This window comes from Arthrobacter silvisoli (assembly GCF_003369445.1).
Lineage (GTDB): Bacteria > Actinomycetota > Actinomycetes > Actinomycetales > Micrococcaceae > Arthrobacter > Arthrobacter silvisoli.
This window is the reverse complement of record NZ_QRCU01000078.1, coordinates 39,016-51,340: the sequence shown is the minus strand read 5'-3', so window position 1 is coordinate 51,340 and position 12,325 is coordinate 39,016. Positions and strand designations below refer to the sequence as shown.

The following is a 12,325-nucleotide window of genomic DNA, read 5'->3' as shown; positions in this document are numbered from 1 at the left end:
CCGCTACGCCGTCGTCAGGCGGTGGTGATGCGGACGTTGAGATCCTCGGCCGGCGGAGACCAGCTGGCCGGGTCCGCGTCGGTCTGCTCACCGCTGCGGATGTCCTTGACCTGGTGCTTGCCGTCGTCGTCCATGAACCAGACGAAGGGGATGCCCCGCCGGTCGGCGAACTTGATCTGCTTGCCGAACTTCTCGGCCTTCGCGGCCACCTCGGTGGCGATCCCCCGGGCACGCAGCTGCGCAGCCACGTCCTGGGCGGCCGCCCAACTGTCGTCGTTGTTCAACGCGACGAGCACGGCGGTCGGGACCGAACGGGAGGCCGTGGCCAGTTCCTGGCTGAGGATCCGGGACACAAGGCGTGTGACCCCGATGGACAGGCCGACGCCCGGGAAGGTGCGGTTGCCCTTCCGGGCAAGGGCGTCGTAGCGGCCGCCGGAGCAGATGGAGCCCAGCTGTTCGTGGCCGACCAGCACGGTCTCGACGACGGTGCCCGTGTAGTAGTCCAGGCCGCGGGCGATGCTGAGGTCAGCGACCACCTTGCCGGGGGCGCGCTGAACGGCCGCTTCGATGACCTGTTCGAGTTCGCTGAGTCCTTCCTCGAGCAGCTCGTGGCTGACGCCGAGGGCACGGACCTGGTCCACGAAGGACGTGTCTTCAGTACGGATCTTCGCCAGGCTGAGGGCGAGCCGGGCCTGGTCGTCGCTGGCACCGAGCTCGCTCTTGAGGAGCTCGGCTACCTTCTCCTCGCCGATCTTCTCGAGCTTGTCGATGCTGCGCAGCACCCCGGCCGTGTCATCGAGGCCGATGCCGCGGTAGAAGCCTTCGGCGAGCTTGCGGTTGTTGACCCGCAGGCGGAAGTCCGGGATGGGGAGGGCGCTCAGGGCCTCGGCGATCACCAGGGCGATCTCGACGTCGTAGCGGAACGGCAGTTCACCGTCGCCGACGACGTCGATATCCGCCTGGGTGAACTCGCGGGCGCGGCCTTCCTGCGGGCGTTCGCCGCGCCAGACCTTCTGGATCTGGTAGCGGCGGAACGGGAAGGTGAGGTACCCGGCGTTCTCGACGACGTAGCGGGCAAACGGGACCGTCAGGTCGAAGTGCAGGGCCAGCGCGTTGGGGTCGTCCTTGCCGGTGCCGGCGGATTCTTCGTCTTCCTGGAGACGGCTGAGGCCGTAGACCTCCTTGTCGATCTCGCCCTTGCGCAGCAGCTGCCCGACGGTCTCGACGGCGCGGGTCTCAATGGAGGAAAAACCGTGGAGCTCGAAGACGCGGCGCAGGGTGTCCAGCACATGCAGCTCCACCAACCGCTCCTGGGGAAGCCACTCGGGGAATCCGGACAGGGAGGCGGTACGTGCCATGGTGGAATTTTCTCCTCAAACGTTGCGCGCGGCGGAACGGACCCGGAACCGGCGCCGAATCGGCAGCCGTGTCCTGCCTGCGTCCAGTCAGTCATGCATAAACTATGTGCGGCAGCCAGTTTATGCTTCCCGGCGCCCGCACATCCAATGCGGCGGGGACCGGGCAGGCTGGCGTGAATGGTAGCTGTCCAGACAAGCAGGAGGACTCTTGGCAACAAGGCCGCGGGAGACCCGTGAAGCCAAACGGCGCATCCGCCAGATGGAAGCCAAACGCGAGCTACGGCAGGAGCAGGGCAAACGCCGCCGCCTTGACAATATTGTCGCGGCCACCGGCGGTGCCGCCCTCCTGGCTGCCGCCGTCGTCCTCCAACTCACGGTCTTCAACTCCAACCCGACGGAAGCGGAATACGGCGCCGCCCAGGCGGGCCTGAACTCGCCGTCGGCCAGCCCGTCGCCGTCGAACGGACCGGACATCCCCAAACCCGAGACTGCGGCCGGAAAGACGTTCACCGGCGAGCTGAAGCTCAACGGCGCCACCGTCGGGGTTTCGCTGGACGGCAAGAAGGCCCCGCAGGCCGCCGCCGTCTTCAAGTCCCTGGCCGACTCCGGCTACTACAAGGGCCTGTTCTGCCCCCGGGTCACCACGGGCAACACCTTCGCCGTCCTGCAGTGCGGCGGCAAGCAGCCTACCGACACCAGCGACGACAGCGGCTACCGCTGGGGTCCCTTGGAGAACACCCCGGCGGACAACAAGTACCCGGCCGGCACCATCGCGGTGGCACGCAGCGGCGACAACGCCTACGGAAACGGGCACCAGTTCTTCATCGTCTATAAGGACACCGTCATCCCGTCGGACAGCGCGGGCGGCTACACAATCGTGGGCAAGGTAACCAGCGGCCTGGACGCGGTGGCGAAAATCGCCAAGGCAGGGATCAAAGACGGCGGATCCGCCACAGACGGCGCCCCTGTGGCAACAGTCACGATAGACTCGTTTTCCCTGAAGTAAACAGCCGGGCAACCCGCACGGCGCCTTACCTTAGTAATCCCTCCAAGCGAAAGACTTTTAGCGGTGACACACAGTCAGCAATCCGACGAAACTGCAGTAACGGCCAACGAAGCGGAACAGCTCCCTGCCACGGAAACGCCCACGCCTGTTGCATCGGAGGCGCCGCGTCCCGCCGCCCCCTCGCCGGCAGCGTTCGCAGCCCGTCCGAAGGCCGCACCGAGCGTCATCCCCGCGGCACCTGCTCCCGCGCCGTCCGCCGTTTCGCTGGCGGAGGCATCCAAGTGGGGACGTGCGGAGGAGGACGGCCACGTCTTCCTGACCATCGACGGCGCTGAGCAGCCGGTGGGCCAGTACCCCGGTGTGAGCCGTGAGGAGGCCCTGGGCTACTTCGCGCGCAAGTTCGAGGACATCCTGGCCCAGGTGGTACTGCTGGAACACCGCGTCGAATCCAAGGCCCCGGCCACGGACATGCAGAAGACCGTGAATCACCTCCGCGAGCAGCTGGCCGAGCGCAACATGGTGGGTGACATCCGCTCCGCCGAGGCCCGGCTCGATACCCTGACCGCGCAGATCGCCGAACTCGAACAGTCCGAGAAGGCCGCGCATGAAGCCGCGCGCACCGCTGAACTCGCCGCCCGCGAAGCCATCGTCGCAGAGGCCGAAGCCATTTCCGGCCAGGACCCGTCCCAGGTGCAGTGGAAGACCTCCAGCGCCCGCATGAACGAGCTCTTCGAAAGCTGGAAGACGGCCCAGAAGAACGGCATCCGGCTCGGCCGCAGCAACGAAGATGCCCTGTGGAAGCGCTTCCGCGCTGCCCGCACCGTGTTCGACCGCCACCGCCGGGCCTACTTCTCCCAGCTGGACAGCACCAACTCCGCGGCCAAGGCCGCCAAGGAGAAGCTGATCGCCGAAGCCGAGGCCCTGTCCGACTCCACCGACTGGGGCTACACCGCAGGCGAGTACCGCCGCCTGATGGACCAGTGGAAGGCCACCCCGCGGGCGAGCCGCAAGGACGACGACGCGCTGTGGTTGCGCTTCCGCGCCGCCCAGGACGTCTTCTTCAGCAAGCGCCAGGCCGCGAACGAGGAAATCGACCAGCAGTACGCAGCGAACCTCGTGGTCAAGGAAGAGCTGATCGCCGAGGCCCAGGCCCTGCTGCCGATCACCGACCTCGCGGCCGCCAAGAAGGCCCTGCAGTCCATCCGGGACCGCTGGGACGAGGCCGGCAAGGTACCGCGCGCCGACATGGGCCGGATCGAAGCGGGCCTACGCAAGGTGGAGGACGCAGTCCGGGAGGCCGAAGACGACAAGTGGCGCCGCAGCAACCCGGAAACCAAGGCGCGCACCAACAGCGCCCTTGCCCAGCTCGAGTCCGCGATAGCCGGGCTGAAGGACGACCTCGCCAAGGCGGAAAAGTCCGGCGACGCACGCGGCATCAAGGAAGCCCGGGAAGCCCTCGAGGCACGGCAGGCCTGGCTCGACCAGATCCAGCGCTCCGCCAGCGACCTCGGCTAAGCCTTCCGAACCGGCTGTTCCACGCACCGCCGTACAGGCCCGGTTCCGGTTATCCACATAACCGGAACCGGGCCTGTACGCGTTAAAGGGCGCAGGGCCATGATGGCTCAATGAATGCGCCAACGCCGACGGAGCCGGGGCCTCCGTTCCAGGAGCTGTACTCCCCCAACGATGTGTTCAGCCACGGCGAACTGCAGTCCATGGCGTTCGACGGCGTGCTGCAGCCCTTGTACGGCGACAGCTTCACGGCACCGGGCGTGAGTGCGACGCCGCGGCTGCGCGCCCGGGCGGCCGGGCTGGTGGTGCCGGAGAACATCCGGCAGAAGGTGGTGGCCGGGCGAATGACGGCGGCGTGGATCTTCGGCTGCGGAACCGTCCCGGAGCGGCTCTCCCTGCTGGTAGACGCCAAGCACCGGGTCTCGAGCCTGCGGTCGACGCGGGGCTGCATTCTGCACGAAGTCCGGCTCGGGCCCCTGGACGTGGTGAGCATCGGCGGACTCCTGGTCACGAGCCCGCTGCGAACCGCCGTCGACGTCGCTCTCCATGTGGAGGCCGAGCGCGCCGTTCCCGCGCTCCAGGCCCTCCTGGACAAGGCCGAACTGGGAATCCGCCTCCGCCTGCTCGTCCTCGCCGTCGAGGCGACCCAGAGGGTGCCGCATAAGAGGGCGGCCCTGGCCAAGCTGGCGCTGCTGTCGGCACCTGCGGCGGCATGAGCGCCGTCGGGGTGCTAGCTGCGGCGCCGGTTGCCGGTGGTGCGGTAGACGTCGAAGACGCCGTCAATCCTGCGGACCGCGCTCAGGACGTGGTGCAGGTACTTCGGGTCGCCCATTTCGAACGCGAAACGGGAGATCGCCACCCGGTCGCTGGAGGTGTGAACGGAGGCGGCCAGGATGTTGACGTGGTTGTCCGAGAGTACGCGGGTCACATCGGACAGCAGCGACTTGCGGTCAAGCGCCTCCACCTGGATCTCCACGAGGAACACGCTGGACTGGGTGGGCGCCCACTCCACGTCCACAATCCGGTCCGGCTCGTCCCGAAGCCCGGCCACATTGGTGCAGTCGGTGCGGTGCACCGAGACCCCCGAACCGCGGGTAACGAAGCCCAGGATGGGATCGGGCGGCACCGGGGTGCAGCAGCGTGCCAGCTTCACCCAGACATCGCCGACGCCGCGGACGATGACGCCCGAATCCGAGTAGCGGGTCTTCGCCACCTGGGTGGGGACACTGACTTCGTCCAGTTCCTCGTCCGGCGATTCCTGCCCGCCGAGGTGCTCCATGAGCTTTTCCATGACGGACTGGGCCGAGGTGTGCCCGTCGCCCACCCCGGCGTACAGGCCGGAGATGTCCACGTAGTGGAAGTCCTCGGCCACGGTGGCCAAAGCGTCGTGGGTCATGAGGCGCTGGAGCGGCAGGTTCTGCTTGCGCATCGCGCGGGTCAGCAGGTCCTTGCCGCGTTCTATCGCCTCTTCGCGGCGTTCCTTGCTGAACCACTGGCGGATTTTGTTGCGGGCCCGGGCGCTCTTGACGAAGTGCTGCCAGTCCTGGCTGGGGCCGGCGCCTTCGGCCTTGGAGGTGAAGATCTCCACCCAGTCGCCGTGGTTGAGTTCGCTGTTGAGTGGAACGAGCTTGCCGTTCACCCGGGCGCCGATGGTCCGGTGGCCCACCTCGGTGTGCACCGCGTAGGCGAAGTCCACCGGCGTGGAGCCGGCCGGCAGCGCCATGACCTCGCCCTTGGGGGTGAACACGAAGACTTCGCGGGCGTTGATTTCGAAACGCAGGGAGTCGAGGAACTCGCCCGGGTCGGAGGTTTCCTGCTGCCAGTCGACAAGGGACCGCAGCCAGCCCATGTCCCCGTCGCGGGGGCTGCCGGGCCCGACGGCGGTCCGGTTGGGCTGGTCTTTGTACTTCCAGTGCGCGGCCACACCGTATTCGGCGCGGCGGTGCATCTCGTGCGTGCGGATCTGGATTTCCACGGGCTTGCCGCCGGGTCCGATCACCGTGGTGTGCAGCGACTGGTACATGTTGAACTTCGGCATCGCGATGTAATCCTTGAACCGGCCGGGCAGCGGGTTCCAGCGCGCGTGCAGGGTGCCAAGGGCGGCGTAACAGTCCCGGACAGTGTCGACCAGGACGCGCACGCCCATCAGGTCGTTGATGTCGTCGAAGTCCTTATCGCGGACCACCATCTTCTGGTAGATGGAGTAGTAATGCTTGGGCCGGCCGGTGATGGTGGCCTTGATCTTCGCCAGCCGCAGATCGTCGGCAATCTGGTTGCGGATGACGCTGAGGCTCTTCTCGCGCTCCGGGGTCCGGTCCCCCACCATGCGGACGATTTCCTCGTACACCTTGGGATACAGGGCCGCGAAGGACAGGTCCTCGAGTTCCCACTTGATCGTGTTCATGCCGAGGCGGTGCGCCAGCGGCGCGAAGATTTCCAGGGTCTCGCGTGCCTTGCGCGAGGAGGACTCCGCGGACACGAACCGCCAGGTGCGCGCGTTGTGCAGGCGGTCGGCGAGCTTGATCATCAGGACGCGGATGTCCTTGGCCATCGCGACGACCATCTTGCGGACGGTCTCGGACTGGGCGGCATCACCAAACTGCACCTTGTCCAGCTTGGTCACGCCGTCCACCAGCATGGCTACTTCGGGTCCGAAATCCCGGGTGAGGTCACCCAGGGTGTAGGGGGTGTCCTCAACGGTGTCGTGGAGCAGGGCCGCGGCGAGGGTGGTCCCGGTCATGCCGAGCTCGGCCAGGATGGTGGCAACGGCGACGGGGTGGGTGATGTAGGGATCGCCGCTCTTGCGCTTCTGGCCCTGGTGGCTGCGCTCGGCTACGGCGAAGGCCCGCTGGATGAGGTCGAAGTCTTCCTTGGGGTTGTTCACCCGTACGGTGCGCAGCAGGGGTTCGAGGATCGGCGAGTAGCTGGCGACCCCGCGGCCGGTCAGCCGCGCAAGCCGGGAACGCGTCCGTTCTCGCCGGCCCGGGAAGGTCGGGCGGATGCCGAAGCTGTCCACAGGCACCCCGCCTGCGGTGCCTGCCGACGGCGCAGGGGCAGTTCCGGAGGCAGGGCCCAAGCCGCTGTCCCCGCCTGCCGGTGGCGCCGACGTCGTACGTTCCTCCACAGAAGTCCCCTCACGAACGGATTAATTATCCCAGTCTATTCCTGCCGGGGCATCCGTCGGGAACAGCCGGCAACATGACGGAAACGCCACGGGCCGGCCACCGCGGCATGCGGTGGCCGGCCCTGATCGAAACGCAGCACTCAGGTAGTGGCGGGCTCACTTTCGGCCGCTGCGGCGCCCGCGCGGCGGGACGCGACCTTCTTGGCCTGCTTGACCAGGTCCGGCTCGCCCTGGCGCAGCCAGGCGTACAGCGGCGCGGCGATGAAGATCGTAGCTGCCGTGCCGATCAGGATGCCGACGAACAGTGCCAGCGACAGGTCCCGCAGGGTGCCTGCGCCCAGCAGTCCGGCACCGATGAACAGGATCGCGGCAACCGGCAGGACGGCGACCATCATGGTGTTGATGGAACGGACCAGGGTCTGGTTCACGGCGAGGTTCACTTCGCCGGCGAATGTCCGCCGGGTGGAGGTGGCGATATCGGAGGTGTTTTCGCGGATCTTGTCGAAGACCACCACGGTGTCGTACAACGAGTAGCTCAGCACTGTCAGGAAGCCGATGATCGCCGAAGGCGTCACTTCGAAGTCGCTCGCCGAATACACGCCGGCGGTGATGACCATGGTGACCACCATGCCCGCGAGGGCGGAGACGGACATCTTCCAGGTGCGGAAGTACAGGGCCATCAGGACGGCGGCGAGGCCGACGAACACGGCGAGGCCGATCAGCGCCTGCTTGGTGACGTCCTGGCCCCAGGTGGGACCGATGAAGGTCGACGTGACTTCGTTTTCCGTGACGCCATAGGCGGAGGTGAGGCCCTCCTTGATCCGCAGCGTCTCGTCGTCGCTGAGCTTGTCGGTCTGGATCCGCATCGTGTTGCCGGCGACGTTGGCCACGCGCGGCACGGCGCCGGCAACGACGTTGTGCACGGCCTTCTCGCCCAGCGTCGAGTCCGTGGTCTTGACGTTCGAGACGGTGAACTCGGAACCGCCGCGGAACTCGATGCCGAGGTTGAAACCGCCCTTGACCGCCGGCAGGAGGATGGACACGGCGATCGCGACGGCGGCGATCAGGAACCAGATCTTCTTGGCACCGACGAAATCGTAGGAGCGCTTCCCGGTGTAAAGCTCGTTACCGAAGCGTGCAAAGCTGCTGGTCATTACTTGCCTTCCTTGGTTCCGCTGGAAGAACTGCTGCCCTTCGAAGATCCGGACAGTTCGCCCTGCTTCTCGGCGAGGCGGCGTTCGGCAATGGTCATGCGGCGTTCGGCCTCAGCAGCGGCACCGGCGTTGCGCGGACGCACGACGGCGGGCTTCTCCGTGGGCGTGCGGAGCCGGCCCGCACCGCGGTACAGCGGCACCGCGCCGAGCCGTGCCGGGTCCAGCCCGGAGAAGCGGTGGCCTTCGCCGAAGAACTTCGTACGCGCCAGCACCTGCAGGGTGGGGTGCGTGAACATGAAGACCACGAGGAGATCGGCGAGGGCGGTCAGGCCGAGGGTGAAGGCGAAGCCGCGGACGTTACCGACAGCCACGAAGTAGAGCACGAGCGCGGCGAGGAGGTTGACAGCCTTGGAGGCCAGGACCGTGCGCTTGGCGCGCTTCCAGCCGTTCTCGACGGCGGAGACCAGGCCCTTGCCCTCGCGCAGTTCGTCGCGGATGCGTTCGAAGTAGACGATGAACGAGTCCGCGGTCTGGCCGATTGCGACGATGAGGCCCGCGACGCCGGCGAGGGAAAGCCGGTAATTCTCGGTCCAGCCAAGGATGGCGATGGCGAGGTAGGTCAGGCCGCCTGCCACGACGAGCGAGGCGATGGTGACGAAGCCGAGTGCGCGGTACTGGAACAGGGAGTACACCACCACGAGCAGCAGGCCGATGATGCCGGCCAGCAGGCCCAGCCGCAGCTGCTCGCCGCCGAGGGTTGCCGAAATCTGCTCTTCGGACTGGATGTCGAAGCTGATGGGCAGGGCACCGTAGCGCAGTTGGTCGGACAGGGCCTTGGCGGTCTGTTCGGTGAAGTTGCCGGTGATCTGTGGGCGGCCGTCGGTGATGACCGCAAGCGAACGGGGCGCGGAAATGACCTGGTCGTCCAGGACGATGGCGAACTGGGCCTTGGGGTCGTTGCCGCCCTGCGCCTGGGACGCGACGTAGTACTGGTTGAGTCGCTCGGTGACCGCTTTGAAGGTCTTGGTGGCGGACTCGTTGAAGGTGATGTTCACACCCCAGTCATTCGTCACGGAACCCTGCGCGCCCTGGACCGGGCCGAAGGTCGAGGACGTGATGTCCTGGCCCTTCACCTCCACGGGACCGAGGATGTACTTGACGGCCGGGGACTGTGCGGTGGCCGGTTCACACGTGACGAGCGGCTTGGCGGGATCGGAGCGTTCCTGCTTGTCCTGCGAGGGGTTGACGCAGTCGAGGGCTTCGAAGGCCTTGTAGACGTCGGCCGTGACCCAGTTGTTGTCGCTGGCGTTGGTGGGCTTCGCCGTCGGCTTGGGCAGGTCCGCGTCTTTGGTCCGGGAAGCCACCGGCACGGCAGCGCCGTCACCGGCCGCGATGACCGGGCGGAAGTTCATGTCGGCGGAAGCCTGGATCAGGGCACGGGTTTCCTTCGAGGGGGTGCCCGGAAGGCTGACCACCACGTTACGCCCGGACTGGGTGCTGATTTCGGCTTCGGCGACGCCGGAGCCATCCACGCGCTGGCGGATGATCGCCACGGCCTGATTCAGTTGGTCCTCATTGATTTCCGAGGAGCCCTCGACCTTGGGCGCCAGGATCATCTGGGTACCGCCCTCGAGGTCCAGCGCGAGCTTCGGAGCCCAGCTTGCGTGGCCGGCGATGACACCGCCGCCAAGGACGGCGGTCAGTGCGGCGAAAATTGCGACAAGCCAGATCAGCACCCTGCGGGCTGGGTTCTTGCGGCCGGTTCGTGCCATGTTCGATCTTCCTGTTGTGACGGATCTACCGCCGGCCGTCACTTGTAAGCGCCGGCCGACGGCAGGTCATTGCCTTGGGAACGTGTCCGCCCTGAAAAGGCGCAGGACTAGCTGTCCTTCTTGTCCTCACCGTTGAGGCGCTTGATGGACTCTTCCGGGGTCTCCGCAGGATCCGCCGCGGGACCGGCCTGTGCCTGCTCACCGAGGGAAGAGGCGTCGTCCGGGACCTCGACAGCGGCGGCCTCGGGGGCTTCGATCACCTTGGTCACGGCCTGGCGGTGCACGGTGGCAAAGTTTCCGGGGGACAGCTCGAGGACCACTTTGTTCTCGGCGTCATCCATCGACACGATGCGGCCGAACAGCCCGAAGCTGGTCATCACGTCTACGCCCGGGGCGAACTGGGACTGCAGCTTGGTCTGCTGCTCCCGGGCCTTCTTGTTGCGGCGGAACATCATGAAGATGAAGACGCCAAGAAGGACAAACAGCAGAATGTTCATTACATCCACGGGGAAGTTCCATTTCTTTGCATACGTTGAGGTTCACGGCATCGCTCCCCTGGTGGATCCGGAAGCGGGGAAATCCCCCGACAAACCGGACGGTGCGCCGCCGTACGGCGGGCATGGCTCCATGGGCTCGAACGTGCCGAGCGTCATACCAGTCTAGGGGGAAAAGCTGGGAGCAGGGTTACAAACCGGATTCGATGGGCTGTTCCGTGTTGTCTTCCTGACCGAACAGGTCCAGCGGGTCCTGCCCGAATACACCGGGCGGCACAGCGTAACCGAGGTGCGTCCAGGCCGGGGCCAGCGCGATCCTCCCCCGCGGGGTCCGGCCCAGCAGGCCCTCCCGCACCAGGAAGGGTTCGGCCACGGTTTCGACAGTTTCAGGCTCCTCGCCGACGGCGATCGCCAGGGTAGAGAGTCCCACCGGGCCGCCGTTGAACTTGGTGATGAGCGCATCGAGGACCGAGCGGTCCAGGCGGTCCAGCCCGCGCTGGTCCACCTCGTACATGTCAAGGGCAGCCGACGCCGAGCGGGCGTCGATCTGCTCGACGCCGTGCACCAGCGCCCAGTCGCGGACGCGGCGGAGCAGGCGGTTGGCGATACGGGGCGTTCCGCGGGAACGGCCGGCGATTTCGCGGAAGCCCGCCGAATTCACCTTGAGGTCGAGAAGTCCCGCGGAGCGCCGGAGGACGAGTTCGAGCTCCTCAACCGAGTAGAACTCCAAATGCCCGGTGAACCCGAAGCGGTCACGCAGCGGACCCGGCAGCAGGCCCGCACGGGTGGTAGCGCCCACCAGGGTGAAGGGCGGCAGCTCCAGCGGAATGGCCGTTGCACCGGCGCCCTTGCCCACCACGATGTCCACCCGGAAGTCCTCCATGGCCATGTAGAGCATTTCTTCGGCCGGCCGGGACATCCGGTGGATTTCGTCGAGGAACAAGACCTCGCCCTCGGACAGGGAGGAAAGGATCGCGGCGAGGTCGCCGGCGTGCTGAATGGCCGGGCCACTGCTGATCCGAAGGGGCACGTTCATCTCTGCGGCGATGATCATCGAGAGAGTGGTCTTGCCGAGGCCGGGCGGGCCGGAGAGCAGCACATGGTCGGCGCTGCGGCCGCGGATACGTGAGGCTTCCAGGACCAAGGCAAGCTGCTTGCGCACCCTGTGCTGGCCAACGAAATCGTGCAGGTTCTTCGGGCGGAGGGCGGCCTCGATGATGCGCTCTTCCGGTTCCTCGCCACCGGAGACGAGGGAAGGTTCAGCCACGGCTGCCTACCCTGTTGCCGGCCCGCGCACCGTCCTGGCCGAGCCAACGCAGCGTGGCGCGCAGGATCTGGGCGACGTCGCCGGCCTGGGCGAGGTCCGGGGAATCGGCCATGGCCTTGTCGATGCTTCCACCGGCGTCTTTCTCGGACCAGCCAAGGCTGGTCATCGCGGCGACCACCTGCGGCTTCCAGTCGGCCTGCGCGACGGCGGCCTGGACGGGGGCCGGGCCCGTACCGTGTGGCACGAGCTTGCCGGACAGTTCAAGGACGATCCGCCCGGCAACCTTCGGGCCGATTCCGGGAACTTTGGTGAACGCCTTGCCGTCCCCGCTGTGCGCGGCCACGCGGATCGTCTCGGGATCGTGGACGGCCAGGACCGCCAGGGCCAGCCGCGGCCCGACCCCGCTGACACTGAGCAGGACCTCGAAAACCTCGCGCTCGTCGTCGTCGGCAAAGGCGAAGAGCGTCAGGGAGTCTTCCCGGACGATCAGGGAGGTGAACAGCTTCGCTTCCTCGCCGACGTGCAGGCGGCTGAGGGTCTGCGGCGTGGCGAAGACGGCCATTCCGGCGCCGTTGAGGTCGATGACCGCCGTGGAGAGTCCCACGTGCGCCACCGTTCCGCGAAGAAAACTGATCAAA

General features: G+C 66.9%; 10 protein-coding genes. 3 read left to right on the top strand and 7 right to left on the bottom strand.

What is annotated here, in order from left to right:
* Positions 1-14 precede the first annotated feature (14 nt).
* Complete coding sequence (hisS, locus tag DWV11_RS19425) at positions 15-1,358, bottom strand: histidine--tRNA ligase (protein WP_115790541.1); 1,344 nt, start codon at positions 1,356-1,358, stop codon at positions 15-17.
* Positions 1,359-1,566: 208 nt separating this feature from the next.
* Between hisS and DWV11_RS19420 the strand changes: the two genes are divergently transcribed.
* From DWV11_RS19420 to DWV11_RS19410, 3 genes are all read left to right on the top strand, one after another.
* Positions 1,567-2,364 (top strand): peptidylprolyl isomerase, encoded by a 798-nt coding sequence (locus DWV11_RS19420; RefSeq protein ID WP_115790540.1) that lies wholly within the window; start codon positions 1,567-1,569, stop codon positions 2,362-2,364.
* A 63-nt stretch (positions 2,365-2,427) separates the two neighbouring features.
* Positions 2,428-3,879: a DUF349 domain-containing protein gene (locus tag DWV11_RS19415; RefSeq protein WP_115790539.1), complete on the top strand. Its 1,452-nt coding sequence runs from the start codon at positions 2,428-2,430 to the stop codon at positions 3,877-3,879.
* A 110-nt stretch (positions 3,880-3,989) separates the two neighbouring features.
* Complete coding sequence (locus DWV11_RS19410; protein ID WP_115790538.1) at positions 3,990-4,592, top strand: hypothetical protein; 603 nt, start codon at positions 3,990-3,992, stop codon at positions 4,590-4,592.
* 14 nt (positions 4,593-4,606) lie between these two features.
* On the opposite strand, the gene DWV11_RS19405 is transcribed toward DWV11_RS19410, so the two are convergent.
* From DWV11_RS19405 to ruvA, 6 genes are all read right to left on the bottom strand, one after another.
* On the bottom strand, positions 4,607-7,000 hold the full coding sequence (locus tag DWV11_RS19405; protein ID WP_115790537.1) for a RelA/SpoT family protein: 2,394 nt from the start codon (positions 6,998-7,000) through the stop codon (positions 4,607-4,609).
* A 140-nt stretch (positions 7,001-7,140) separates the two neighbouring features.
* Positions 7,141-8,154 carry a protein translocase subunit SecF gene (secF, locus tag DWV11_RS19400; RefSeq protein ID WP_115790536.1) on the bottom strand — a complete coding sequence of 338 codons (1,014 nt, stop codon included), beginning with the start codon at positions 8,152-8,154 and terminating at the stop codon, positions 7,141-7,143.
* Positions 8,154-9,926 (bottom strand): protein translocase subunit SecD, encoded by a 1,773-nt coding sequence (gene secD / locus DWV11_RS19395; RefSeq protein WP_115790535.1) that lies wholly within the window; start codon positions 9,924-9,926, stop codon positions 8,154-8,156. The genes secF and secD overlap by 1 nt, the downstream gene beginning before the upstream one ends.
* Positions 9,927-10,033: 107 nt before the next feature.
* The gene (gene yajC, locus DWV11_RS19390; RefSeq protein WP_115790534.1) at positions 10,034-10,423 is read right to left on the bottom strand and encodes a preprotein translocase subunit YajC; all 390 of its coding nucleotides are present in this window, start codon (positions 10,421-10,423) and stop codon (positions 10,034-10,036) included.
* Between the two features lie 187 nt (positions 10,424-10,610).
* Positions 10,611-11,687: a Holliday junction branch migration DNA helicase RuvB gene (gene ruvB, locus DWV11_RS19385; protein WP_115790533.1), complete on the bottom strand. Its 1,077-nt coding sequence runs from the start codon at positions 11,685-11,687 to the stop codon at positions 10,611-10,613.
* Positions 11,680-12,324 (bottom strand): Holliday junction branch migration protein RuvA, encoded by a 645-nt coding sequence (gene ruvA / locus DWV11_RS19380; protein WP_115790532.1) that lies wholly within the window; start codon positions 12,322-12,324, stop codon positions 11,680-11,682. The genes ruvB and ruvA overlap by 8 nt, the downstream gene beginning before the upstream one ends.
* Between the last annotated feature and the right edge of the window lies 1 nt (position 12,325).